Source organism: Mesorhizobium sp. RCAM 05104 (assembly GCF_059683645.1).
The window spans coordinates 3,459,095-3,483,292 of sequence record NZ_CM185033.1 but is presented as its reverse complement, the minus strand read 5'-3'; the positions used below and the strand labels follow the sequence as shown (position 1 = coordinate 3,483,292).

Sequence of the window (24,198 nt, the reverse complement as noted above, 5' to 3'; positions counted from 1 at the left end):
CGTCATTTCGAGCCGGCGGCCTCGGCCGGGGTGATTTCAACCCAGTCCGGGCTGACTGGAAGAAACAGGCCCGGAGCCATGTCCGGAAAGGCGTTCTTGCCGACCTCTATCTTCTGCATGGTCGCATCGGGATACAATTCCGACGGGACCGGATCGGTGGTGAGGAAGGCATTGCGCAGCAGGAACTTTTTCTCGGCTGGCTTCTTGCCATCCAGTATCTCCACCGCGAGCTTCAAGGCCTCGGCCGACAGATAGGCAGGGTTGGGTGCAAGAATGCACTGGGCGCCCTGGGTCTGCGCACAGGTCGTCGTCGTCAGGTTGAACGGACTGCCGGTGATGGGAACGATCGGGCGACCGGCATCCTGCAGCGCCTTGATCGCTCCGGCGCCGTAGCCCTGGACGAAGATGGCGTCGACTTGCGGGTGCGCCGCCAGCAAGCTGGCGACGCCGGCCTGCTCCGGTCCCAGTGCATAGTCGCCGTTGAAATAGCCGACCACTTCAATGCCGGGATATTTCTTGATGACTTCCTCGAAACCACCCTGCAGCTGGGCGGAGATCGGAGCACCGGCAAGCCCACGGTCAACGAGGATCTTGCCCTTGCCGCCGAGTTTCTTGACCAGCCATTCGGCCTCGACGCGCGGTGCGCGGCCCCAGTCGGACTCCATCGTGTAGGCGCAGGGCGCGCTGACGATCTGGTCGAAGGCGATGACCACGATCCCGGCCTTGCAGGCCTTCTCGATCGTTGGGTTGAGCGCTTCGCCGGAGCCCGCGTCGATCACGATGGCGTCGGGCTTGTTGCGAATGATGTTGTTGAGGGAATTGATCTGCGCCTGGACCGTGGTCTCGACCACCTCGACCTTGAGGTCGACGCGACCGGCAAGCGGCGGCTTCTTGACCGCGATGTCGGCGCTGCGCAACATCTGCTGGCGCCAGTCGTTGCCGACGAAATTGTTGGACAGATAGATGGTGTAGGGCTTCTTGTCCTGTGCGTTGGCCGGCACGGCATCGATCGACAGCAAAGTCGTCGCGATCACCGCAAGGCCGGCGAAGAATGCGCCTGCTTTCATGATTTCCTCCTCCCGTGTTTGGTGTCAGCCGCGCGAACGCCGCCGCCTATCAAGTGCCTTCGCGGCACACCCCCTTATGGACAGACTTTGTTTGTGCATGCCGTTGCCCCAGAACCACTGCGCACTTGGGCGACACGCACCAGGCGAATGCTCGACGTCGGATGCGGCTGCGCATCCACGTTCGATCGCGGTTCCCGACGCAGCCTCCATCCTAGCTATGATGCTATTATAATTTTATAAAGCTGTCCATGGCCGAGACGACGAAATCGGCGTGACAATCGCGCCGGTCAGGGGTCAGGCGAGGTCGTTCGGCGCGTCGTAGCTGATGCTGAAGAGATCGGCAGGATGCCGCGCGATGGTGAACTCGATGCTCTGCTGGTCGGCCGACTGGTAGAGCATCTCCACGCTCAGGACCGCACTGCCCAGCGCGATGCCGAGGTCTTCCGCGATGGCCTCGTCGGCGATCTCGGCGCGGACCGTGACATGCGCGACGTCCAGCCGCAGGCCGAGATGCCGTTGCACCGAACGAAAGATCAGCACGTCGGAAAAATCGTCCCGCTTCAGCTTCGCACCGACAGAAGGCGGGAAATAGCTGGTGATCTGGGCCTTCTTCTGGTCGCCCACCGATAGGATGCCGCGCAAGCAGTAGCCCGCCTCGTCCTTGCCCATGCCGAAATGGCGCTGAAGCACCGGGGAGACCTCCTTGCGATAGGATTTCACCGTCAGCTCGGCATCCTTGGTGAAGGCCGCCATGTCGGCGAAGTTCTTGAATTTCCAGCTGAGGTTGACCGACGGATTGCGCGCCGTCACCACCGCTGGTTTCGCCGACCGCTTCCTGATCAGCCCGTCGGCCTCGAGGTCCCGCAAGGCCTGGCGCACGGTGATCAGGCTGACGCCGAAATGCTCGGCAATGGTCGCCTCCTTCGGCAGTTCACCGCCGACGGGGAAGGTGCCGTTGCCGATCGGCTCGCGCAGGATGTCGGCAAGCTGGCGGTAAAGCGGCCCGTTCGAGCGGCCGAGTGTGCGCCGGGGAAGACTATCGATGGTGGGAACGGAGTGATCCATGAGCCTCGTCGCGCCTGTGTCGAAGCTTTTATAATAGCTTCATTGCCCCGAGGCTAGGCGATGCAGCCGACGATGCGGACCATCAGACGAAGAGCCGGAGCGGATGTTCGATCGCCGATTTCAGGGCGGCGAGCCACGCGGCCGCGGCCGCCTCGTCAAGGCTTGCCGCATCCGTGGTGAGCAGGCATTCGGCATGGTCACCTCCCGCGGCGACGCAGACGGTCAGGCGCATCGCGCGGCCCGGCAGAAGCGGCGTCATCAGCGGCCGGATGTCGCTCGCCGGCAAGAGCCGCAAGGACAGCTCGGCCGGTTTTTCCGCGTCGTCATGGGTGTCGGCCAGAGCCTCAAGCCGTGTCGAGCGCAGTGACGTCAAGGTAACCTGCGGGGCAGCCACGAAGACCGCTTGCCGTCCGGCGAGTTCCAGAGCCACCGGCGCGCCGGCGAGCTTGGCGGCCTCGGGAGTTTCAGCGAATGCACGACCCGCCGCGCACAGCAGCACGTCGTCGATGTCGAACACTTTCCCGGTGCTCTCCAGCGCTACCAGCAGGTCGCGCAGCGCGTCCAGCGCGAGCGATGCGGCGAAAGCGGCCACGCGCGGCGCGGCGACAGATGGCGCGGCAGCAGGGGCGATGATATCAGGCGAATTTACAGGGGTGGGAACCGGGACGAAGCCCCGCACGTCGACGGCCAGAATACGTCCGCCTGGACCGCTGCCACGGAGCGTCTCGAGGGGAAGGCCACGCTCGCGCGCCAGGCGGCGCGCATAGGGCGACGCCGCCAAACGCCGGGTTTGGCCGACCGCTATGTTCATTTCAGATACTCGGAATTGACGCAGTTGGTGAGCCGGCCCTGGGCGAGGTAGGCGTGCACCACTTCGATCGATTTCAGCCTGAGATCGCGCATCGCCGCCGGGCTGTAGAAGGCCGCGTGCGGGGTGGCGATCAGCCGGTTGGCGATCCAAGGCTCGCGGCGCCGCCATGCCGCCAGCAGCGGATGGTCGAGATCGCCCGGTTCGTTCGGCAGCACGTCCAGCCCGGCCCCGGCGACGGTGCCGTCGCGCATCGCCGCTTCCAGCGCGTCGAGATCGACGATCGGGCCGCGCGCCGTGTTGACCAGGACAAGACCCGGCTTGGCGGCGGCGAAGGCAGCCGCCCCAAGCAGCTTGCGGGTTTCCTCGGTCAACGGCGTGTGAACGCTCACCACATCCGCCCGCCCCATCAGCTCGGCCAGCGAATGGACCCGCTCGTAGCCGGTCGAGAGGTCGACGCCGGACAGAAGATGCGGGTCGTGGAACACCACCTTCATGTCGAAAGCGGCGGCGCGACGGGCAGTGGCAAGCCCGATGCGGCCGAGCCCGACAATGCCGAAGATGGCACCCTTGTGCCGGCGCACCAACGGCGCCTTGGAGAAATGCCAGCCTTCGGCGCCGTTGCCGGAAAGCTCCGCGCCATAGGCGGAGGTGCCGCGCGTCAGCGCCAGCATCAGCCCGATGGCGTGGTCGGCGACTTCGGTCGTGCCATAGTCCGGAACATTGCAAGCCGGGATATTGCGCGCGCCCCAGCCCGCGGTGTCGATGTTGTCGAAGCCGACGCCCGAGCGCACCGCGATCCTTGCCTTGGGAAAGGCGGTCGGAGCGGCCGCGACATTGTGGGTCGGCGAATAGTTGATGACGGCATCGACCGACCGACAGATTGCAGGATCGAGGCTGGCAGCCTTGTCATTCGTCGAGCGGGCCAGGATGAGTTCGATGTCGGGATAATGCTCGCGTTCGAGTTCGGCCTCGTCGGCGGCTTGCCAGTTGGCGCACAGGATCTTCATGCTTGCCCTTCGGATTTCATATCTGGTGGTGGTCTATTTCCTGATGCCGCCGATGCGGCCGCCCATTGGCACCACGGCGCCAACCGGTTGGTCGATTGCGACAAGCGTGCCCCTGACCGGGGCCTCGATCTCGACCACGGCCTTGTCGGTTTCGATCTCGGCGATCAGTTCGCCCTCCTTGACTGCATCGCCGACCGCCTTCAGCCATTTTATGACGGTGCCTTCGCTGACGGTGAGATCGCCGAACGGCATCGTTATTGGCTCGTCGTCGCCGGCAGTGGGAGCAGACATCGCTGGCAGGGTGGGCTGCGACTTGGCCGGAGCAGGCGCAGGCTTAGCCGGCGCAGCGCTTTTCAGGCCAACCGTGTACCAGTGATCCGGCACCGGCGGCTGGCCAGCGATGACGTCGCGCACGCCCTGGACGATGCGAGCGGTGTCCACCAGCATGGCTCGCTCCAGCACCGGCGCGAAGGGATGCGAAGTCGGCGCCGTGTGCAGCCTTCCGGGCGGTGCGTCGAGTTCGTCGAAGGCGAGTTCGTTGATGGCTTGCGCGATCTCGCCGCCAAGGCCGCACATCGCCCAGGCTTCGTCGACGATGAGCAGGCGATGGGTCTTGCGGACGCTGGCGACGATGGTGTTGATGTCGAGCGGCATGATGGTGCGCGGGTCGATCACCTCGGCTTCGATGCCTTCGGCGGCCAGCGTCTCGGCGGCCTCCAGCGCCCGCTGCACCATCTGGCCGGCGGCGACGATGGTGATGTCGGCACCGGACCGGGCGATGCGCGCGACGCCGAACGGTTCGTAATGTTCGCCCACGGGCACCTCGCCCTTGGAGGCGAACAACGCCTTGGGTTCGAGCATGATGACGGGATCGCCGGCCCGCAGCGCCGTCTTCATCAGGCCCTTGGCATCGGCAGGGGTCGAGGGCACGCAGACGATGAGGCCCGGCATGTGGGCGAAGACCGGATGATAGATGCCGCTGTGATGCGGACCGGAACTGCGCAGCGCGCCTGCGCCGACGCGCACCACCATCGGCGCGCTCATCAAGCCGCTGGTCATGTAGCGCAGCTTGGCCGCCTGCAAAAAGATCTGCCCGGCGGTCTCGAAAGCGAAGTCGGCAAACATCAGGTCCGAGACGGTGCGCGCGCCGGTGGCCGAGGCGCCGACGGCGGCGGCGGTGAAACCCTGTTCAGAAATCGGCGTGTCGACCATGCGCTCGGCGCCGAACTCCTGCCAGAGATTCTTGGTGTGGGCGAAGCTGCCGCCGCGTTCGCCGGTGCCTTCGCCAAAATAGAGGATCGCCGGATTGGCGCGCATTTCCTCGGCAATGCCGTCGCGCACCGCCTCGAGCCAGCCTTGCGTGCGGGTCTCGCCGGCGGCGCGCGGCTGCAGGGCGGCGGGCGGATTGATCGGATCGGCAAAGACGTGCAGCCGGACCGTTGCCGGGTCAGGCTCGGGCGAGTTGCGGGCGAAGGTCAACGCTTCCTCGACCACCTTCTCCATTCGTGACTCGATGGCCGCCAGCGCCTCGGCATCGGCGACCCCGTACTCCTCGACCAGCTTCTTGCGGAACATGTCGATCGGATCGCGCTTGATCCAGGCATCGAGCTCCTCCTGTGTGCGGTAAGTGCCGATGACCGGATCGCCCTCATGGTGGCCGACGGTGCGATAGGTCTTGGCCTCGATCAACGTCGGACCCTTGCCGGCGCGGGCGCGCTCGGTGGCTTCCTTCATGGCCAGCCAGACGGCGAAGACGTCGTTGCCGTCGACGGCAATGCCGGGCATGCCGTAGGACGCGGCCTTGGTGGCGATTTCGGGATTGAGCGTGACGGACTTGAGCGGCGTCGCGGTGGCGTAAAGGTTGTTCTCGCAGACGAAGACCGCCGGGGCGCGCTGCACGGCGGCGAAGTTGAGCGCCTCGTGGAAGCCGCCATGATTGGCGGCGCCGTCGCCGAAAAAGGCGACGCCGATGTCGTCGCGGCCCTGCTGGCGGGCGCTCATGCCGATGCCGACGGCATGGCCGATACCGGCGGCGACGATGCCATTGGTGCCGAACAGGCCGACCGAGCGATCATAGAGATGCATGGTGCCGCCGCGGCCGCCGCAGATGCCGCCGACCTTGCCGAACAGCTCGGCCATCACGCGGCCAGGGTTGGCGCCCTTGGCCAGCGCGTGGCCATGGCCGCGATGGGTTGATGTGACCCAGTCAGTCGGACGCAGATGCGCACAGACGCCGACGCCCGTCGCCTCTTCGCCGATATAAAGATGCAGGAAGCCCGGCGTTTCGCCCTTGCGGCAAGCGATCTGGGCGATGCTTTCGAAGCGGCGCAACAGCACCATGCGCTCGAACAGGTCGAGCAGGATTTTCCGGTCAGGCAGATTTGGCGCACTCTTGGAATCCTCGCGCGTGCGCGCCGCAGACATTGCCACCAAAGCCTCCCTGAATCCGTCTGGCGCCGGGCGACATGATGCCGGCGGCGAGCTTGTTGGTCGCTCGCTTCGGCTGATAATAGATTATAATAGCATAATGTCTACTGGCTCCGAACAGAGCCTGTATTGCCGCTAGATTCTGGTGATGCGCACCGTGGCGTCGGGCCGCTGGAACAGCTCCGGCCGCAGGCTGAGACCAAGGCCCGGTCCCTCGAGCGGCGCGACTTGCCCATCGCTGACCAGCGGAATGTCGATGACGATCTCGGTGTACCAGCCGGTAAAATAGGCGCGCACGGCTTCCTGGTAATTGACGTTCGGCAAGGTCGCGGACAGCGCGCAGCTGGCGGCATAGACGATCGGCCCGGTGCAGTCGTGCAAGGTCACCGGCAGTTCGCTGGCTTCGGCCATGTTGGCAATCTTGCGCGCCTCGCTGAGGCCGCCGCACCAGGCGAGGTCGATCATGATCACCGAAGCGGCGCGCTTGTCGATCAGCTGCTTGAACATCTGCCGCGAGGCCAGTCTTTCGCTGGCGGCGACCGGAATGGAGGTGTGGCGGGCAAGCTCGGCCATCGCGTCGAGCTCGTTGTAGCGGATCGGCTCCTCCAGCCAGGCAACGTCATACGCCTTCAGCGCCTCGGCGATGCGCAGCACCGGCGGCAAGGTCCACAGCCCATGCAGTTCGACCATGATCTCCATGTCGCGGCCGACGGCGTCGCGGATCCTCTGGAACGGCTCCAGCGCCTTGTCGAGATCGGCAAGCGAAATGCGCGTGCCGTTCGACGCCTCGGCGGCAATGTCGAACGGCCATATCTTCATCGCCTTGATACCTTCGGATTTCAGGCTTTTGGCGAGGTCGCCGGCATTGTAGCGCCAGGCGAGCAGATCCTCATACGGGCCCTCGTTCGAATCGCCTGCCTTGAGCGACCAATCCTCGCCGCGCTCGAACAGGGCGTTCTTCTTCGTGGCGCGGACATGCTTGTAGCCGGCGCAAGTGTTGTAGATCGGCACGGTCTTGTGGGTACGGCCGCCGAGCAGCCGCCAGACCGGCTCGCCGAGCGCCTGGCCATATATATCCCAGAGCGCGATGTTGACGGCGGAATTGCCGCGCACCTCGGCGCCGGAATCGCGGGCGCCGACATAGACGCTGCCGAGTGTGCGGTCATGCAGCTCGATGTCACGCGGATCCTTGCCCAGAAGGTAGGTGGCGACATTGTCGTGGATGTAGGAGGCGACCGGTCCTGGCGCCCAGAATGTCTCGCCGGTGCCGATCAGGCCGGCATCGGTGTGGACGCGTAGCCAGAACAGGAACGGGAACTCCGCCAGCTGCAGCGTTTCGAGCGCGACGACTTTCATTTTTCACTCCCTGTACCGCCAGGCCGAACGGTCGGCGGACAATAGCACATCCCCGTTGACAGCCATTTATGGTACCGGTATCAATCCCGTCAAGATGGCCACCGGGAGGGTGCTCGCTTGCCTGCCGAAATTCTCGATACCGCGCCGCGCAGAGCGCTGGTCACCGGCGCCGCCGGCGGCCTCGGCCGCGAGGTGGCGATACAATTGGCGGCCCGAGGCTGCGCAGTCGCCATAGCCGACATCAACGCCGAAGGCGCGGCCGAGACCGCTCGCCTGGTTCGGGAGAAAGGCGCCGAGGCCGAGACCATCATCGGCGACTTCACCAGGGAAGGCGCGCCGGAGGCAGCGGTCGAAAAAGTGGTCGCGCGTTGGGGCGGCATCGACATCCTTGTCAACAATGCCGGCTATGGTGTGATCGAACCGTTCCTCGACGCCACTTACAAATCCTGGACGCGCACGCTGGCGCTCAACGTCACCGCGCTTGCCATGGCCTGCAAGGCGGCTGGCCGGGTGATGCGCGAGCAGCGTTCGGGGCGCATCATCAACATCACCTCACCCGGTTCGCGCATGGCGCTGCCCGACTACACCGCCTACACGGCGAGCAAGGCCGGCGTCGATTCCATCACCCGCGCCGCGGCGGTAGCGCTCGCGCCCTACGGCGTACTGGTCAACAGCCTGGCGCCGGGCATGATGGACACCGAGATGCAGCGCTCGACCGAGGCCGATCTCGCCCGCGCCAACGGCCGCAACGACCTGCAGGCCTTTCTCGACGAGCGCACGCGCCGCATCCCGCTTGGCCGCCGCGCGGAGATCGCGGAAGTCGCGGAGGCCGTTGTCTGGCTCTGCCTCGATTCGCCCAAATACATGACCGCCGAGCGGCTCAACATGTCGGGCGGGCTCGACAAGGACTGATCGGATGCTGCGCAACTCCTCCCGGCACCGCCGATGTCGGCGCGCTCGAACGCAAGGCGACGCGGCTGCGCCGCCACATGCTGACCATGGCGCGCGGCCAGGGCCAGGGCTATATCGGCCAGGGCCTCGGCATCGCCGATGCGCTGGCCGCGTTGTATTTCCATGAACTGCGCTACGACCCGCACAATCTGGCCTGGCCCGACCGCGACCGCTTCCTGTTGTCGACCGGTCACTATTCCATCGCGCTGTGGGCGGCGCTGGCCGAGGCCGGCATCATTCCGGTCGAGGAACTCACCACCTATGGCGCCGACAACAGCCGGCTGGAGATGTCGACGCTCGACACCACGCCCGGCGTCGAAATGATCGGCGGCTCGCTCGGGCACGGGTTGGGGCAAGGTGTCGGCCATGCGCTCGGACTGCGTATCGACCGCTCCGACGCGCGTGTCTTCGTCGAGCTGTCCGACGGCGAGATGCAGGAAGGCTCTACCTGGGAAGCGGCAATGTCGGCCAGCCATTTCAAGCTCGACGGGCTGGTGGCGCTTGTCGATTGCAACGGGATCCAGGCCGACGGGCCTGTCGTGCTCGACATGGAGCCGGTCGCCGACAAATGGAGCGCCTTCGGCTGGGAAACATCGGAGATCGACGGCAACGACATGACGGCGATAGTCGGCGCGCTGGCCGGTGCACGTCAGCGCAACGGCAAGCCGAAGGCGATCGTGCTGCGCACACTGCCCGGCAAGGGCGTGCCGCGCATCGAGAGCAGCGAGAAATCGCACTTCTTCCGTGTCGACGTGGCGCAATGGGACGGCATCATCGCCGAGTTCGAGAAAAGCACGGGAGCGGGCCAGTGAGCGGCGCGGCAATGGAGGCTGGCCGCACGCTGGCCATGGGTCAGGACGAAGCTGTTGGCGGCGGCCGGCAGAATGTCGAGGCACCGTTCGGCCGCGCTCTGGCCCGGCTTGGCCAGAGCCATCCAGACATTGTCGGGCTGACCGCCGATCTCGGCAAATACACCGACATAGTGCCGTTCCGCGATGCCTTCCCGGACCGCTTCTTCAATGTCGGCATGGCCGAGCAGAATCTGGTCGCCGTCGCCGCCGGACTGGCGCGCACCGGCAAGGTGCCGTTCGCCACCACCTATGGCGTGTTCGCGACGCGGCGCGCCTATGATTTCGTCGCCATCGCGCTTGCCCACTCCAACCTCAACGTCAAGATCGTCGCCGGCTTGCCCGGCCTCACCACCGGCTATGGCGGCACGCATCAGGCGATCGAGGATCTGGCGCTGATGCGCATGATCCCCGGCCTGACCATCATCGATCCCTGCGATGCCACCGAGATCGAGGCCGCGACGGCACCGATAGCCGAGCATCAGGGCCCGGTCTACATGCGGCTGCTGCGCGGCAGCGTGCCTGTCGTGTTCGAGCCAGGGTACCACTTCGAGATCGGCAAGGCGAGGCGGCTTCGCGGCGGCTCGGATGTCGGCATCATTTCGACCGGCTTCATGACCGAGCGGGCACTGGACGCGGCGGACGCCTTGCGCAAACAGGGCATTTCCGCCGGCGTGCTGCATGTGCCGACCATCAAACCGTTCGATGCCGAAGCGGTGGCCGAATTCGCGGCCGGTGTCAGCCATATCGTCACGGCGGAAAATCATGTCGTCGTCGGTGGTCTGGCGAGCCTGGTCGTCGAGACCTTGTTCGATGCCGGCCTTGCGAAGACAGTGACGCGCATCGGCCTGCCCGACCGCTACATCGAATGCGGCGCGGTGCCGACCTTGCAAGCGAAATACGGCCTGACGACCGAGGCCGTCATCGCGACGATAGCCGCGCTCAGTTAGGGTTCTGCATGAAGATCACCGAGATCGAGACCTTCGCCGTCGGCGCCGGCTGGAAGAATTGGCTGTTCGTCAAAGTGCATACCGACAAGGGCATTCACGGCATCGGGGAAGGCACGCTGAACGGCTTCATCAAGACCACCGAAGCCGGCGTGCATGAACTCAAGCATCTCGCCATTGGCCAGGATCCGCGCCGCATCAACGCGTTGGCCAAGCGCTTGCTGGACAGTGTTTCGCTCGATGGCGGCCACATCCATCGCACGGTGATCGCCGCGATCGAGGTCGCCTGCTGGGACATACTGGGCAAGAGCCTCGGCGTGCCGATCCACCAGCTTCTTGGTGGACAGGTGCGCGACAGCGTGCTCGGCTACGCCAATGGCTGGTATCGCACCGAGCGCACGCCGGAGGCTTTCCTCGAGGCCGCCAAGGCGGTGCTGGCCAAGGGCTTCAAGGCCTTCAAGCTAGACCCGTTCGGCACCGCGCAAGGTTTTATTTCGCGCGAGGAGCTGGAGCTCTCCTACGCGATCTGCCGGACCTTGCGCGACGGGTTGCCCAGGGACACGCTGATTTTGATCGACGTCCACGCGCGCTTCACCGAGATCGCCGCCCTGCAGGCGGCCCAGAAATTCGCCGATCTCGATATCTACTGGTGGGAGGAGCCGACCTCGCGCGACCGCCAGGAAACAGTGCACGAAGTGGCGCATCGCTCGCCGATCCCGGTGGCGACCGGCGAGATGTACGCCACGGTCGGCCAGTTCTACACGCTGGCGGCCGGGGGCGGCGTCAACATCTTCCAGCCCGAGCCGATGTCGCTGGGCGGCATTGCGCCATCGATGCAGGTGGCCAACCTCGCGCTTGCGCATGGCAGTCATATCGCGCCGCACCAGAGCGGCGGACCGGTGGCGACGGCAGTGTGCCTGCAACTGGCGGCGGCGGTGCCGAACTTCCTCATCCAGGAACATTTCGACGCCTTCAACGACCCGTGGACGCGCGACCTCGTGACCTGGCATCCGAACATCAACCCGGACACTGGCCATCTGTCGCTGCCGCACGCGCCGGGGCTCGGCATCGATCTCAACATCGATGCGATCAAGCATCACCCCTACGATCCCAACGCCTATCTCAACGTCCATGCGGAGGGCTGGGAAAAGCGTCTTGGCCGCCGCGAAGAGACGGGGAAGCCCAACAGACCATGATCCCGAAAAGTGGAGACCGGTTTTCGGACAAGATCATGGTCAGCCAAGAAAGATAATCAGGCGCTCTCGCGGTCGACAATCTCGAAGCCGAGGCTGGTGATGGTCGGCACCTTGGTGTCGCCGCCGAGCCTTGCCAGCAATTGCCGCACGGCGCGCCGGCCCATCTCGTAGCGATTGACCTTCACAGTGGTCAGCGGCGGATAGAGTTGAGCCGCGAGATCCATGTCGCCATAGCCGGCGATGGCGATCCTGCCCGGCACCGCCCAGCGACGGCGGTGGCATTCCTGCACGGCGCCGACGGCCAGCGTGTCGCTGGAGAAGAAGATGGCATCGATGTCCTTGTGGCGAGAGGTCAACGTCACCAGCGCCTCGGCGCCGCCTTGCGCAGTGATCGGCACCTCGACCTCCATGTCGGCATGGTTCTTGATGCCGAGTTCGGTGAGCGCGGCGTGATAGCCGGTGCGGCGCTGCTGCAGGCGGTCATTGCCATGGATCGGCGTCGAGACGAAGCCGATACGTTTGTAGCCCTTGGCCGCCAGGTGCATGGTCATGGCGTAGGCGGTCTCGAAGTTGGACACGCCGACCACCATGTCGATCGGCTTGCGGCCCTTGATCTCGGAAATCTCGACCACCGGCGCGCCGCTGCTCTTCAGCAGTTCGCGCGCCGTTTCACTCTGCACGAAACTTTGCAGGATCATGCCGACCGGGCGCCAGCCGAGCAGGGTGCGGATCGATTTCTCCTCTGCCTCCTGCGTGAACTCGCCCTGCACCAGGAGCATCGAATAGCCGCTCTCGTGGCACTCGTCGGACATGCCCTGCACCTGTTCGGCGATGCCCGAATTGATCAGCGGCGGCACCACCGTGCCGATCATGCGGCCATTGCCGCGCATGCTGGACGCCAGCCGGTTGGGCACGAAGCCGGCCTGCTCGATGGCCCGTAGCACCTTGGCGCGCGTCTCCGGCGAGACCATGTCGGGGTTGGACAGCACCCGCGACACCGTCATCGGCGCGACGCCGACGCGCTTGGCGATCTCACGGACGCCAAGGCGCCGCGGCTTCTTCTCGCCCGGGCCGTCCGGCCTGTCGGTCATCACAAGGGCTCCAAGAGAGCGCGATCCGCCAAAGTAATGTTCTCCGGGTCACGCGACAAACGCCATTCATAGCGGTTGCGGCGGACGCTTTCCAGCGATGCACCCGGCCATCGCGCGGTCGAAGATTTCACCGATCCGAAAGCCGGCGCATGAGACCGATGCCACGCCAGCGCAGCGGGACCATGCTGCCGCCAATCCCAGGCACCAGCCTGACCTCAAGCGCTTCAGCGTCGAGCGTCAGTGGGTCAGAAATTGCGCCCATAGCCTGCCATCCACCCACCATCGACACCCAGCATCTGGCCTGATGTGTAGGTGTTCAGTGGATCGCAGAAGAACAGCACGGCTGCAACCGCTTCCTCGATGCTGCCGGCGCGGCCAACCGGTGTGTGGCTGAGCATCGCCTTGTCGCCCGACACCATGGTTTCATCCTCGACCGCACCGACGCCGACGGCATTGACCAAGACCTTCGGGCCGAACTCCATCGCCAGCGTGCGCATGCCGGCAAGGATCGACGCATTCTCCATGGAAAAGCGCGGATGGCGGCGCATCGGCATGCCGGCGATCGCCGACAGCAGGAAGACGATGCGCCCACGCCCACGCTCGGTCATGGTCACGGCAGCCTTGCGCGCGTCGGCGTAGAGCGATCGCGGATCGCCGGTCGCCGTTCCCGGCCGCAGCGGGCAGGAGATCAGCAGGATATCGGCGGCGCGCGCATGGGAGCCTTCGACAAGGTGGCCGCCATTGGCCTGCAGCGCGGCAAGCGCTGCCTCGGCAACCGGGTTGGTGTCGCCATCCAGTGCGAAAACAGTGCCCTCGAGATCGATTTCCATGGCGGCACTCACATCATGTATCCCGCCGTCCAGCCGCCATCGACGGCCAGCACCTGGCCATTGATATAGCTGGCGGCCGGGGAGGCAAGGAACAGCACGGCCTCGGCGATCTCCTCCGGCCGGGCCGGCCGGCCGAGCGGCACATGGGCAAGGAATTCCTGCGTGCGGCCGGCGAATTTGCCGTCGTCGCCATAGAACAGCTTGGCGGTCAGTGCCGTCATCACCGAACCCGGCGCGATGGCGTTGGTCAGGATGCCCTTGGCTCCGAGTTCGATCGCCATCGACCGCGTCAGATGGATGATGCCGGCCTTGGCGGCGACGAACGGGCTTTGCAGGCGCATGGCGGCAAGGCCGACGACCGAGGCGATGTTGACGATGCGCCCGCCCTTGCCGGCGGCGAGCATGGGCCCGAGCGCCGCGCGGCTCATGATGTAGAGGCCATCGAGATCGATGCCGGTGATGCGATCCCATTCCTCGGCCGGAAATTCATCGATGGTGACACGATGCGCCAGCGTGTTGACGCCGGCATTGTTGACGAGGATGTCGAGGCGGCCGTGGCGCTCCATGATCGCGGCGACCGCGCTGTCGACCGATGCCACGCTGCGGATGTCGGCGGTGCAGGCCATGGCATTGCTCAAGCCCGCCGCGACCCGCTCCGCGCCTTCACCGTCGATGTCGGCGACGACGACCGCGGCGCCATTGTCGGACAGGCGCTTGGCGATGGAACTGCCGATCGCGCCCGCGGCTCCCGTGACCAGCGCCACCTTGCCTCGCAAATCGCAGCGCATGTCCCGTCAGCCCCCCGACCATCTCGGGTTATGCTATTATAATAATCTCAAGGCACGGACAAGCAGGCGGGTCGTTGCAAGGCGGTTATTCCGCCGCCGCACCGGCGACGTTTTTGCGGGCGGCGTCGACCATCAGCCGCCTTGCCCGGAACACGCCCCATTGCTGGTCGACCAGCACGCCAATGAGGATGACGCCGCCCATCACCGCGAAGTTGAGCGAGGACGGGATGCCGAGCAGATTGACGAGGTTCTGCAGCTCCTGCAGCAGCACCGTGCCGAGGATGACGCCAATCAGCGAGCCCTCGCCGCCGCGCAGCGAGAAGCCGCCAAGCACCGCTGCCGCAATGGCGTAGAGCTCGTAGAACTGGCCGTGGCTGGCCGGCGAGATCGAGCGCGTGTACATGGCGAAATAGATCGCCGACAGCGCCGTCAGCACGCCGCAGATGACATAGGCGGCCATGACGACGCGGCCGGTGCGGATGCCGGAATATTTGGCCGCCTCCTCGTTCTTGCCGATGGCGTAGAGATAGCGGCCGAACACCGAACGGTGAAGCACCACCCACATGACGATGGCGATGACGATCAGCGCGATGAAGCTGTTGGGCACGCCATATGACCGCCCGGCCGTGAGGAACTCGAGCTCGGGAAAATTCTGGCCGAAGGCGAAGCCGGCGGTGCCGTCGGCGGTGTAGAAGCGGGCAACGCCGCGATAGATCAAGAGGCCGCACAGCGTCACCACGAAAGGCTGCAGCTTGAGCCGCGTGATCAGCCAGCCGTGCACCAGGCCGATGATGGCGCCGAGCGCGATGATCAGCACGAAGGCCAGCGGCCAATCGAGGTCGCGCACGGCGATGAAGTCGATGAACAGTGTCCCGAGCAGCGCGACCACCGAGCCGACCGACAGTTCGATGCCGCCGGTGATGATGACGAAGGCCTGGCCGATCGACAGGATGCCGAACAGGCCGATCAGGTTCGAGGTGTTGGCGAGGTTGATCGGCAACAAGAAGCGCGGATTGATGATGGCGACCACGGTCCCGACCACCAGGATCAGGATCAGCAGGCCGAGATCTTTCTTGCTCATCGTCTTCTCCCCAATGCCTGCCTGAGCGGGTTGCGCCGTCTTGCGAAACCCGCGGCAAAACTATTTCGGCTGCTTGCCCACCGCCAGCAGCAGCACGTTTTCCTGGCTGAACTGTTCCTTGTCGAGAATGCCGGAGATCTGGCCCTCATGCATGACGGCGATGCGGTCGGACACGCCGATCACCTCCTCCATGTCGCTGGAGATCATCAGCACGGCGACGCCGGCATCGGCGAGCGCGCGCATCAGCCCGTAGATTTCCGCCTTGGCGCCGATGTCGATGCCGCGTGTCGGCTCGTCGAGGATCATCACCTTCGGGTTCATGGCCAGCCACTTGCCGAGCACGACCTTCTGCTGGTTGCCGCCCGACAGCGTGCCGGTGCGGGTCTGCACCGACGGCGCCTTGATGCCGAGATTGCTCTTCTGCTTCTCGGCGGTGGTGGCCTCCGCGCTTGCCGAAACCAGGGAGCGGCGCGCATGCGCCGGCAAATTGGGCAGCGAAATGTTCTGCGCGATCGACAGATCGAGCAGGATGCCGGTCAGCTTGCGGTCCTCGGGCACGAGAAAAATACCGTGCGCGACGGCGTCCGCCGCGGAGCCGAGGACAAGCGGCTTGCCATCGCGCTCGAGCGCGCCGCCAAGGCTGCTGTCGATGCCGAAGAACACCCGCGCCAGCTCGGTGCGGCCGGAGCCGACGAGCCCGGCAAGGCCGAGGATCTCGCCGCGCCTGACGTCGAGGTCGACCGGCCGGCTGGGATAGGCGGGGGTGCGGATGGCCTTGGCCGACAGGGCAACGGCGCCGGGGGCGCGCGCGGCCTCGGAGGCCTTCTCGCGCTCCTTCAGCATGCGGCCGATCATCAGCTTGACCATCTGGTCGTGGTTGATGTCGCGCTTCTGCAGCGTACCGGCAAGCATGCCGTCGCGCAGCACGACGACGCGGTCGGCGACGCGCTCGACCTCGTGCAGGCGGTGCGAGATGAAGATGACGCTGATGCCGTCGGCCTTCAGCGCCTTGATGACGTCGAGCAGCTTGTCGGTTTCGGCGAGCGGCAGGCTCGATGTCGGCTCGTCGAGGATGACCAGCCGCGCCTTGATCGACAGCGCCTTGGCGATCTCGACCATCTGCTGCTGGGCCAGCGACAAATCAGAGACGGGCGTGTCGGCGGAGAAATTGGCGCCGACGCGCTTTAACAGCGGCGCCACCATGGTGCGCAGCCTGGCGCGGTCGACGAGCTTGAGCGGACCGGCGCGCAACGGCTCGCGGCCGAAGAAGATGTTGGCGGCAACGTCGAGATTTTCGAACAGGTTGAGTTCCTGGTGGACGAAGGCAATGCCCGACCCCAGGCTGCCTTCGACGGTCAGGCCCTTGTGGGCGGTGCCGTCGACCGTGATCGTGCCGGTGTCCGGCGTGGTGACACCACCGAGGATCTTCATCAACGTCGACTTGCCGGCGCCGTTCTCGCCGACGAGGCCGATGACCTCGCCCGGCCTGACCTCCATGGAGAAGCCGTCGAGCGCGACGACGCCCGGATAGGTCTTGCGCACGTTCTCGAGGCTGAGGAACGGCGTAGTCGTCGCGATGGATGTATCGGAATAGTTCATCATGCCTGACAGCAGTTAGCGGGCCGGCCTCCCCGCAGACTGACGATCCGCGCCCGGTTCGTCAATGCGAGCAGCCGGCCCAAGCGAAGTTGAGCCGGCTGAACTGCCTGTTGTCTCAGTTTCCAGACATCGCCTTCAGATTGGCGGCATAGGCGTCGACGTCATCCTTGCCGATGATCTTCGTCGGGATGATGATGAGGCCATTGGCCGGGATGCCCGACTTGTCGCCCTTGAGATAGGCGGCCATCAGCTTCATGCCCTGATAGGCCCATTCGAAGGGCTGCTGCACGACGGTCGCGGCAACCGTGCCTTCCTTGACGCCGCCCAGCGTGATCGGATCGTCATCGAAGCCGACAACGGTGATCGAGCCGAGCTTGCCGGCGTCGCGCAGCGCTTCATAGATGCGCGGCGTGTTGTAGGAGTAGAAGCCGACCATGCAGGTGACGTCGGGGCTGGCGACCAGCGCGTCCTCGACGTTCTTCTTGGCGCGCGCCTGGTCGATGTCGTCGCCGCGCACGTCGACCAACTCGATCTTGGTGCCGGCCAGACCGTCCTTCATGCCCTGGATGCGCTCCTTGGCATTGTCGGCGCCAAGCAGGCCGACGAAGCCGAGGCACTTGCCGCCATTGGGCATCGCCTTCTTGGCGATCTCGGCCGCCTGCTTGCCGGCATCGACGTTGGACGAGCCGATATAGGCGACGCGCTTGGTCTGCGGGGCGTCGCTGTCGGTGGTGAACAGCGCCGTTTCCGAGGCGATCTTGTTGAGACCATCCGTGGAGGTCTTCGGATCGACGGCGGAAACCATGATGCCCTTCACGCCGGCCGTCACCAGATCGTCCATCAGCCGCTGCTGGATGGCGACCGAGGACTGCTCGGGATATTTGAGCTCGAGATTGTAGTCCGGCAGTTCGCCTTGCGCCTTCTTGACGCCGGCTTCGGCGGCCTTCCAGAAATCGGAAGCGCCGTTGACGACGAAGGCCAGGGTCGGCTTGTCGTCGGCGCGCGCGATTGCCGTCGCCGACAGGCCGAGCAGCAGCGCCGCGGCGGCTACGGATGCATTTCGTATCAAGGATTTCATGTTCAACCTCCCTTTTGGTTCAGTCGTTCGACTGACCGATCTTGCACTGACCTGATTTTGCATTTTTGCCGTCTGCGGCCTGGACGCCCTCCTCCTCAAGGGGTTCCCCGGCAACGAAAGAATGGCGTCGTTCCAGCCACGATCATGGACTTTAGAGACTCATCCATCGTTCGTAAATAGTCCGATTTGTCTGACATATCACATGTCCGAGACAGAGCTCGCGGCGCTATGATCCGCTCGCCATCGGGCTATCCATGCACACTTCCATCACGCCTGGACCCGACAGGGCCGGGCGCGAATGGATTGACGGTACAGCGCATTTTTGTATTAGTAAACAGTATTAGTTCCGGACACTATCTAGACACATCGTTGCGACGCGGTCGCGGATTTGCCGACGAACTGCTGCCTTGGCCATCCTGAAGCTCAAGCCTTGCGGTCTTTGTGTTCCCAGGGCATCCGGAACCGAATGACAAATGGGCCTTAAGGCTGCTAATAGATATAAATGATGGCGGCTGCTTTCTATAAATCGGCGACACCGCACCATCTTGTCGGCCCGGCAGGCTGCCGCTAGACAGGCTGGGGATTGGGGACACGAGTGACATGAGCGAGACCAGGGATACGGACGGTCCGGCCCTCGATACAGCCCAGCGCCGCAAGGCGCCGGCGAAGAGCGCCCGGGGTCGCGTCACCATGACCGACATCGCCAGGGCCGCCGGCTGCTCGCAGGCGACCGTTTCCTTCGTGCTCAACAATTCGCCCGGCATCAGGCTGTCGCAGCAGACGCGCGAGCGGGTGATCGAGGCCGCGCGCGCGCTCGGCTATGCGCCACCGGCCTTTTCCGCCCTGCGCGGCCCTGTCCCCGCCTTCGAGGGGCCCGCCTTCGGAGGACTTGACGGGGTGATCGGCTTCGTCGTCGACCAGCTCGCCACCAGCCCCGAGGCGGTGGTCGCCATCGAGGGCGCGCGCCAGGCCTCGTGGAATGCCGGCAACGTGCTCTTGGTGGCGCAGACCATGGGCGACGCCGTCATGGAGCCGCGCGCCATCGCGGCGCTGACCAAGCGGGGCATTTCGGCGCTGATCTACATGACCATCTTCACCCGCGAGATCACGGCGCCCGACTATCTCTACGGCCTCGACATCCCGGTGATCCTGCTCAACTGCTACACATCGGACTACGCCTTCCCCGCCGTGGTGCCGAGCGAGATCGCCGGCGGCCAGAGTTCCACCCGCCACCTGATCAGCCATGGCCACCGCCGCATCGCCACCATCACCGGCGAGTCCTGGATGCAGGCGGCACAGGACCGGCTGAAGGGCTACCGCCGCGCGCTCGCCACCGCCGACATCCCGTTCGATCCCGAACTTGTGGTCGAGGGCGACTGGTCGGCCAGCGCCGGCTATGCCGCGACCGTCAAGCTCTTGGCGCTGAAGGACCGCCCGACCGCCATCTTCTGCCAGAACGACCGCACCGCGATCGGCTGCTACGAGGCGCTGAAGGAGGCTGGCCTGCATATCCCGCAGGACATTTCCGTCGTCGGCTACGACGACGAGGAAATCGCCCGCCACCTGTTCCCGCCGCTGACCACCTCGATCCTGCCGCACATGGCGATGGGCCAATGGGCGATCGAGCAACTCGAGGCCCCGTCGCCGCCCGGACGTGGGCGCTATCCGATCATCAAGCTGGAGTGCCCGCTTGTGGAGCGGGAGAGTGTGCGGGGTGTTGGGGATAGACCTTAGCTAGGACGACCCAGGCATGCCTGCGACAGGACCGGGTGGCGCCAATTGCGACAGCAGATCGCGGGATCTGTTTGGATGCAGATAACTACGCCGGCCTGTCGCCGACGCCCGTCTCAAACACCGCCTCACCGGAAACAGCATCCGTAGGTCCACCATCCAATTGCTGCTGCAATGTGTGGCGGAACCGATCAAGATTGGCGATCATCTTAGGTCGGGCATCTGTCATATGCTGGAACGAATCCCACTCTCCAATTGAGAAGAAGGTTCCATCTCCCGATTTGACGAGAGCCATCTTTCGCAATCCCTCGAAATTGCGCGGGGCGCTGCGGAACAGTTCGACGAACTCGTCTCCATGGCCCGGCTTGACTCGGAAGCGGACGCTATTGAATGCCGTCATTGCATGCTCCTCCATGAATGAAACCGAAGACCCTCAAACACGGGATGTCTAAAGGCACAAGGATCTCTATCACCCAGCCCAGTGTACAGGAAAACCCGAAGATTAGCTTCGATCGCCTTCCGTGACCACTTGCACAAGGCGCATTTTACAGCTCGCACCTCGGTATTGGGGAGTTGGCGCACCCGACAGGATTCGAACCTGTGACCTCTGCCTTCGGAGGGCAGCGCTCTATCCAGCTGAGCTACGGGTGCTTCCCGGTGATCCGGAAAACGAACCAGCCGGTGAACCGGCAAGTCATGGCTTCTTAGCGGAAGCCGGGGCGGGCTTCAACGGGCAAGTGGGTTGTACGAAATCAAAAGGGCTGGTGCGCCGAATCAAAGGCGAGAGCGCCAATCACGATCCTTCATACGCTCTCAGGAACAACGGCTGTGCCTTCTGGAAGTCCGCCATTGACCTGATTGAAACTTGCAGATTGCCGGTTCCGTAGTGGCCAATTTTCGTCACATCACGGGTAAAGCCCTCCTCAAGCTCGATTGTCCGTGGGTCTAGCTTGACGTAGACAACGGCAACCTTCGGCTGTGGATAGACCTCAAGGCAGGCGAAGTTCTTTATCCGCTTGAACGCCGTGTACAGCTTTAGTTCCTTAACCTGAACGTCGTCTCCAAGGCCGATGAGAAAGTCGCGGATGGCATCATGGAGATCGCGCAAAGCCGTGCTCGCTTGCGACAGGCGATACGCCATGCGGTATGTGGCATAAGGGTCTTCCGGATCTTCGTTCGAGGCGACCACGGCGGTCTCGCCAGTAGTGCTCTTTATTTCGGGTGCGGCTGAAAATGTGTTTACCTTGGCCAGTTTCGGTGCGTGAACGAGTTCCAACATGAGTAGAGACTCACCAAACTGCCGATATCTTATCAACTCAATGTTTCGGGCGATCTGCTTTACCGCATGCTGGTCATAGCGGGTGAAATCGCCAGCGACACAGAGCAGCCTTGGAGCCGAGAAATCGACATTCTTCGCAGCTTCAGAACCAAGCTTTTCCATGGCCAACCATTGAAATTCCTTACGATGGTCGAGAAGCCAATCAAGGTAAAATAGACCCTGATTGATGACGTTCTCGTTCACCGCGCGCTTATACTCAATGATCACGGGACAGTTGTCTTCATCGAGCCCCAACGTGTCGATGCGGCCGCCGTGGACTGGCCCGGTTGAGTGTTCGGTCGCGAGGAACCGAACACCTAACAGCGCCTCAAGGTTCGCCTCAAAGATATGCTGAAGCGATTTTTCGACCTGCATGGCAGAGCCGGTTATTTCGCGAATCTGCCCTTGATTGAATTGAAACAGTTTAATATCGCTCAAAAAAATACGCGCCCCAATAATTGCATGATGCAGACTGTCTTGAATTTCTAGCTCAATGTCCAGTTGGAGCAGTGGCTAGCGAAACATCAGACGTAGTCGTGGCCCTGCCTCGGCAATGGCAATCCACCCTTCCTTCTTTTGATCAAGCTCGCGCTCCGCCGCACACGTCCCGAATTCACTGCCCCGCCTCGCTCCGCACCGTCCGCCGCCGGCGTGGCGCGCGCTTCGGCTTCTTCGCCCCCGTCAGTTCGTGCATGGCGTCGAGCTGCATCTGCTGCATTTCCGCCAGCCGCGTCCATTGGCGCGAGATCAGGTAGTCGAGCTTTTCGTGCAGGTGGCGCACTTCCAGCTCGGCCTTGAGGTTGACCCGGTAGTCGTTGAAGGAGCGCAGGCGGTCCTTGGTCTCCTGACGCTTCTGGCTCATCATGATGATCGGCGCCTGGATGGCGGCAATGCAGGAGAGCAGCAGGTTGAGCAGGATGAAGGGATAGGGATCGAAGGCGGCGCGCATGCCGGCGATCAGGTTGATGCCGATCCACACCAGAAGCACGCTTCCGAACGAGATCAGGAACCACCAGCTGCCGCCGAAGGCGGCCATGTTGTCGGAGACGCGGTCGGCGAACGTCCTGTGCTCCTCGAACTCCTCCTCCGAGTTTTCGGAAATGGTGTCTTGCCTGGCGATGCTTTCGACCACCTGCCGGTCCAGTTCGGAGAATTCGCCATGCTCCTGCTGCAGCAGTTCCTCCATGTAGCGCATGCGGTAGCGGCCGAGTTCGGCGCGGCTGATGCGGGCGCCGGCCGGCAGGTCCGGATGATCGGCGCGGATGCGGTCGGCGAGGCTCGGGCGAAGATTGTCGATGCGCACCAGATCGCGCTTGCGGAATTTCCGGCCCGATATCGCCGATGGCTTCTTCTTGGCCTTGCCGCGTGGCGCGCCTGGACTGGCCGGCTCCGAGTCCGGCACGTCGGGCGTTTCGAGCTGCTCGTCCGAATTCTGGTCCGCGTCGTGCTCCCCGATGGTCGGCGCCTCGAAATATTCGCCGCCACTGTCGTTCTGACTGTCCGCCGCTTGCTGCTCGGGCGCCTTGGGGATGGTGCTCATGGTGCGGGCTCCTGCTGTCGCGCTGGTGAGACGATACGCCTATGCCGCAACATCGCCAGCATCGCGACGGATTTCGCAGCACTACAAGTCTTTTTGATCGGTGCGAAGGAGCAGCGGCTCGATGTTGCTTGCGGCGCCGGCCCTTCGCGGGCTCATGGCGGTGGATCATCCGAGACATTCGAGATTGGCCGAAGCTTCTCAAACTTCGTCATCCCTGGGCGAAGCAGGAGCGAAGCTCCGTCGCGGAGACCCTGGGATCCATGCCGGGATGTTGGCCGTGGAGTGCAGCGGAGTAGAATTCGCACCGCTGCGGCGCTTTGAGGTCGCGGCATGGATCCTCGGGTCCGCGCCGCGTCGCTGCGCTCCTTGCTCCGCCCGTGGATGACGAAGCCGGGGAGGCTCCGCCCCCCTATTGCTGCTCGGCGAACATCAGCCTGGTCTTCGTGTCGGCAACCGTCGGCGACAGGCTGCGCTGGATCAGCGCCTCGACATGGTCGTTGCGCTGGCGCGCGCTGTCGGCGCCCATCACCACCACGATCAGCTGGTGGCCGTCGGCGTTGTAGGAGGTGACGATGTTGAAACCGGAGGCCCTGATGTAGCCGGTCTTGATGCCGTCGACGCCGCGCACGCGGCCGAGCATGTCGTTGTGGCCGCGCACCAGCCGGCCGCGGAACATGAAGTCGCTTTCGGAGAAATAGTGGAACTGCTGGGGAAATCGGGAATGCAGCGCCATGCCGAGCACCGCCATGTCGCGCGCCGTCGTCATCTGGCCGTCGTCGGGCAGGCCCGACGCATTGCGGAAGGTGGTGCTGGTCATGCCGATCTGGCGCGCCTTGGCGGTCATCATGGCGGCGAACTGATCTTCCGAACCGCCAAGATATTCGCCGACCGCCACCGCCACGTCATTGGCGGATTTGACGACGATGGCGCGGATCGCCGAATCGACATCGATGGTCTCGCCGCGCCGGAAGCGCATCTTGGTCGGCGGCTGCGAGGCGGCATGGTCCGAAACCGGGATCCGCGTCTGCTTGGTAACGCGGCCGCTCTCCAGCGCCTCGAACAGGAGATAGAGCGTCATCATCTTGGTCAGCGACGCCGGATAGCGCTGCGCCGTCGAGTTGACCTCGAACAACTGCTTGCCGGTCTTGGCGTCGACGACGATCGCGGCGTATTTCTGCGGCGGCGCCGGCACCGCCAGCACGGCATCCGGCGGCGTCGTGGTGGTGCAGGCGGCAAGCAGCAACAGGCCGAGGGCCGCGACAAGTCTCTGGATGAGCGGAAGGGGACGCGGGTTGGACAAGGGCAAGTCTGTTCGGGTCAAGCTGTTGCTGAGATGAGGCGAAGCTAACGTAACCCGCCAGCTGCGTCCATTTGGTTAATGTCGGTCATACCCGGGAATGTCGAAGCTTCGCAAGCTTGGGTTCCTCGCCCCCGCGGAGCGGGGGAGGTGGCCGCGAAGCGGCCGGA

General features: G+C 64.3%; 22 protein-coding genes and 1 tRNA gene. 5 read left to right on the top strand and 18 right to left on the bottom strand.

The genetic code is table 11. The features are described 5' to 3' along the window. Positions 1 to 2 precede the first annotated feature (2 nt). The 6 genes from AC56QP_RS17050 to AC56QP_RS17025 all read right to left on the bottom strand — a co-directional run bounded on the left by AC56QP_RS17050 (position 3) and on the right by AC56QP_RS17025 (position 7,733). Positions 3 to 1,067, bottom strand: coding sequence for a sugar ABC transporter substrate-binding protein (locus AC56QP_RS17050; protein WP_489858872.1), 1,065 nt, complete (start codon positions 1,065 to 1,067; stop codon positions 3 to 5). A 294-nt stretch (positions 1,068 to 1,361) separates the two neighbouring features. Further along, a complete protein-coding gene (locus AC56QP_RS17045) occupies positions 1,362 to 2,132 on the bottom strand; it encodes a GntR family transcriptional regulator (RefSeq protein ID WP_489858873.1) in 771 nt (256 codons plus the stop codon). 82 nt (positions 2,133 to 2,214) lie between these two features. Then, entirely contained in the window at positions 2,215 to 2,943 is a 729-nt protein-coding gene (locus AC56QP_RS17040; protein ID WP_489858874.1) for an E3 binding domain-containing protein, read from the bottom strand. Then, on the bottom strand, positions 2,940 to 3,950 hold the full coding sequence (locus AC56QP_RS17035) for a C-terminal binding protein (protein WP_489858875.1): 1,011 nt from the start codon (positions 3,948 to 3,950) through the stop codon (positions 2,940 to 2,942). Before AC56QP_RS17035 ends, AC56QP_RS17040 begins: the two co-directional genes overlap by 4 nt. A 33-nt stretch (positions 3,951 to 3,983) precedes the next feature. Next, positions 3,984 to 6,374, bottom strand: coding sequence for a thiamine pyrophosphate-dependent enzyme (locus tag AC56QP_RS17030; RefSeq protein ID WP_489863574.1), 2,391 nt, complete (start codon positions 6,372 to 6,374; stop codon positions 3,984 to 3,986). A gap of 138 nt (positions 6,375 to 6,512) precedes the next feature. Further along, the gene (locus tag AC56QP_RS17025; RefSeq protein WP_489858876.1) at positions 6,513 to 7,733 is read right to left on the bottom strand and encodes a mandelate racemase/muconate lactonizing enzyme family protein; all 1,221 of its coding nucleotides are present in this window, start codon (positions 7,731 to 7,733) and stop codon (positions 6,513 to 6,515) included. A 117-nt stretch (positions 7,734 to 7,850) separates the two neighbouring features. Here AC56QP_RS17025 and AC56QP_RS17020 point away from each other — a divergent pair, with 117 nt between their 5' ends. The 4 genes from AC56QP_RS17020 (at position 7,851) to AC56QP_RS17005 (ending at position 11,675) form a co-directional block, all read left to right on the top strand. Continuing rightward, a complete protein-coding gene (locus tag AC56QP_RS17020) occupies positions 7,851 to 8,645 on the top strand; it encodes an SDR family NAD(P)-dependent oxidoreductase (RefSeq protein WP_489858877.1) in 795 nt (264 codons plus the stop codon). Positions 8,646 to 8,722: 77 nt separating this feature from the next. Continuing rightward, positions 8,723 to 9,496 carry a transketolase gene (locus AC56QP_RS17015; protein WP_489858878.1) on the top strand — a complete coding sequence of 258 codons (774 nt, stop codon included), beginning with the start codon at positions 8,723 to 8,725 and terminating at the stop codon, positions 9,494 to 9,496. Then, positions 9,493 to 10,482 carry a transketolase family protein gene (locus tag AC56QP_RS17010; RefSeq protein ID WP_489858879.1) on the top strand — a complete coding sequence of 330 codons (990 nt, stop codon included), beginning with the start codon at positions 9,493 to 9,495 and terminating at the stop codon, positions 10,480 to 10,482. Before AC56QP_RS17015 ends, AC56QP_RS17010 begins: the two co-directional genes overlap by 4 nt. Before the next feature lie 8 nt (positions 10,483 to 10,490). Further along, entirely contained in the window at positions 10,491 to 11,675 is a 1,185-nt protein-coding gene (locus tag AC56QP_RS17005) for a mandelate racemase/muconate lactonizing enzyme family protein (protein WP_489858880.1), read from the top strand. Between the two features lie 56 nt (positions 11,676 to 11,731). Here AC56QP_RS17005 and AC56QP_RS17000 read toward each other — a convergent pair whose 3' ends face one another. The 7 genes from AC56QP_RS17000 to AC56QP_RS16970 form a co-directional block, all read right to left on the bottom strand. Next, entirely contained in the window at positions 11,732 to 12,766 is a 1,035-nt protein-coding gene (locus AC56QP_RS17000; protein ID WP_489858881.1) for a LacI family DNA-binding transcriptional regulator, read from the bottom strand. Positions 12,767 to 12,893: 127 nt separating this feature from the next. Beyond that, positions 12,894 to 13,028 (bottom strand): hypothetical protein, encoded by a 135-nt coding sequence (locus AC56QP_RS16995; protein WP_489858882.1) that lies wholly within the window; start codon positions 13,026 to 13,028, stop codon positions 12,894 to 12,896. Then, on the bottom strand, positions 13,012 to 13,596 hold the full coding sequence (locus AC56QP_RS16990) for an SDR family oxidoreductase (RefSeq protein ID WP_489858883.1): 585 nt from the start codon (positions 13,594 to 13,596) through the stop codon (positions 13,012 to 13,014). The genes AC56QP_RS16995 and AC56QP_RS16990 overlap by 17 nt, the downstream gene beginning before the upstream one ends. A gap of 8 nt (positions 13,597 to 13,604) precedes the next feature. Further along, positions 13,605 to 14,384, bottom strand: coding sequence for an SDR family NAD(P)-dependent oxidoreductase (locus AC56QP_RS16985; protein WP_489858884.1), 780 nt, complete (start codon positions 14,382 to 14,384; stop codon positions 13,605 to 13,607). Positions 14,385 to 14,469: 85 nt separating this feature from the next. Further along, complete coding sequence (locus AC56QP_RS16980) at positions 14,470 to 15,465, bottom strand: ABC transporter permease (RefSeq protein ID WP_256752499.1); 996 nt, start codon at positions 15,463 to 15,465, stop codon at positions 14,470 to 14,472. A gap of 60 nt (positions 15,466 to 15,525) precedes the next feature. After that, complete coding sequence (locus tag AC56QP_RS16975; protein WP_489863575.1) at positions 15,526 to 17,064, bottom strand: sugar ABC transporter ATP-binding protein; 1,539 nt, start codon at positions 17,062 to 17,064, stop codon at positions 15,526 to 15,528. Positions 17,065 to 17,179: 115 nt separating this feature from the next. Then, entirely contained in the window at positions 17,180 to 18,142 is a 963-nt protein-coding gene (locus AC56QP_RS16970; RefSeq protein WP_091584278.1) for a sugar-binding protein, read from the bottom strand. Positions 18,143 to 18,742: 600 nt separating this feature from the next. Between AC56QP_RS16970 and AC56QP_RS16965 the strand changes: the two genes are divergently transcribed. Beyond that, the gene (locus AC56QP_RS16965) at positions 18,743 to 19,876 is read left to right on the top strand and encodes a LacI family DNA-binding transcriptional regulator (RefSeq protein ID WP_489858885.1); all 1,134 of its coding nucleotides are present in this window, start codon (positions 18,743 to 18,745) and stop codon (positions 19,874 to 19,876) included. Positions 19,877 to 19,961: 85 nt separating this feature from the next. Here the strand turns inward: AC56QP_RS16965 and AC56QP_RS16960 are convergent, their stop codons facing one another. The 5 genes from AC56QP_RS16960 to AC56QP_RS16940 all read right to left on the bottom strand — a co-directional run bounded on the left by AC56QP_RS16960 (position 19,962) and on the right by AC56QP_RS16940 (position 24,031). Then, the gene (locus AC56QP_RS16960) at positions 19,962 to 20,273 is read right to left on the bottom strand and encodes an antibiotic biosynthesis monooxygenase family protein (RefSeq protein ID WP_489858886.1); all 312 of its coding nucleotides are present in this window, start codon (positions 20,271 to 20,273) and stop codon (positions 19,962 to 19,964) included. A 174-nt stretch (positions 20,274 to 20,447) separates the two neighbouring features. After that, positions 20,448 to 20,524 (bottom strand) — tRNA-Arg (locus AC56QP_RS16955). Positions 20,525 to 20,666: 142 nt separating this feature from the next. Beyond that, a complete protein-coding gene (locus AC56QP_RS16950; protein ID WP_489858887.1) occupies positions 20,667 to 21,629 on the bottom strand; it encodes a DUF5655 domain-containing protein in 963 nt (320 codons plus the stop codon). A 175-nt stretch (positions 21,630 to 21,804) separates the two neighbouring features. After that, complete coding sequence (locus tag AC56QP_RS16945) at positions 21,805 to 22,731, bottom strand: DUF1003 domain-containing protein (protein WP_489858888.1); 927 nt, start codon at positions 22,729 to 22,731, stop codon at positions 21,805 to 21,807. Between the two features lie 409 nt (positions 22,732 to 23,140). After that, positions 23,141 to 24,031, bottom strand: coding sequence for a D-alanyl-D-alanine carboxypeptidase family protein (locus tag AC56QP_RS16940; RefSeq protein WP_489858889.1), 891 nt, complete (start codon positions 24,029 to 24,031; stop codon positions 23,141 to 23,143). Between the last annotated feature and the right edge of the window lie 167 nt (positions 24,032 to 24,198).

Bases quoted from the DNA above. Each gene is read 5' to 3' on its own strand.
- AC56QP_RS17050 (WP_489858872.1), bottom strand. From the start codon at position 1,067: ATGAAAGCAGGCGCATTCTTCGCCGGCCTTGCGGTGATCGCGACGACT.
- AC56QP_RS17045 (WP_489858873.1), bottom strand. From the start codon at position 2,132: ATGGATCACTCCGTTCCCACCATCGATAGTCTTCCCCGGCGCACACTC.
- AC56QP_RS17040 (WP_489858874.1), bottom strand. From the start codon at position 2,943: ATGAACATAGCGGTCGGCCAAACCCGGCGTTTGGCGGCGTCGCCCTAT.
- AC56QP_RS17035 (WP_489858875.1), bottom strand. From the start codon at position 3,950: ATGAAGATCCTGTGCGCCAACTGGCAAGCCGCCGACGAGGCCGAACTC.
- AC56QP_RS17030 (WP_489863574.1), bottom strand. From the start codon at position 6,374: ATGTCTGCGGCGCGCACGCGCGAGGATTCCAAGAGTGCGCCAAATCTG.
- AC56QP_RS17025 (WP_489858876.1), bottom strand. From the start codon at position 7,733: ATGAAAGTCGTCGCGCTCGAAACGCTGCAGCTGGCGGAGTTCCCGTTC.
- AC56QP_RS17015 (WP_489858878.1), top strand. From the start codon at position 8,723: ATGCTGACCATGGCGCGCGGCCAGGGCCAGGGCTATATCGGCCAGGGC.
- AC56QP_RS17005 (WP_489858880.1), top strand. From the start codon at position 10,491: ATGAAGATCACCGAGATCGAGACCTTCGCCGTCGGCGCCGGCTGGAAG.
- AC56QP_RS17000 (WP_489858881.1), bottom strand. From the start codon at position 12,766: ATGACCGACAGGCCGGACGGCCCGGGCGAGAAGAAGCCGCGGCGCCTT.
- AC56QP_RS16995 (WP_489858882.1), bottom strand. From the start codon at position 13,028: ATGGGCGCAATTTCTGACCCACTGACGCTCGACGCTGAAGCGCTTGAG.
- AC56QP_RS16990 (WP_489858883.1), bottom strand. From the start codon at position 13,596: ATGGAAATCGATCTCGAGGGCACTGTTTTCGCACTGGATGGCGACACC.
- AC56QP_RS16985 (WP_489858884.1), bottom strand. From the start codon at position 14,384: ATGCGCTGCGATTTGCGAGGCAAGGTGGCGCTGGTCACGGGAGCCGCG.
- AC56QP_RS16980 (WP_256752499.1), bottom strand. From the start codon at position 15,465: ATGAGCAAGAAAGATCTCGGCCTGCTGATCCTGATCCTGGTGGTCGGG.
- AC56QP_RS16975 (WP_489863575.1), bottom strand. From the start codon at position 17,064: ATGAACTATTCCGATACATCCATCGCGACGACTACGCCGTTCCTCAGC.
- AC56QP_RS16970 (WP_091584278.1), bottom strand. From the start codon at position 18,142: ATGAAATCCTTGATACGAAATGCATCCGTAGCCGCCGCGGCGCTGCTG.
- AC56QP_RS16965 (WP_489858885.1), top strand. From the start codon at position 18,743: ATGAGCGAGACCAGGGATACGGACGGTCCGGCCCTCGATACAGCCCAG.
- AC56QP_RS16960 (WP_489858886.1), bottom strand. From the start codon at position 20,273: ATGACGGCATTCAATAGCGTCCGCTTCCGAGTCAAGCCGGGCCATGGA.
- AC56QP_RS16945 (WP_489858888.1), bottom strand. From the start codon at position 22,731: ATGAGCACCATCCCCAAGGCGCCCGAGCAGCAAGCGGCGGACAGTCAG.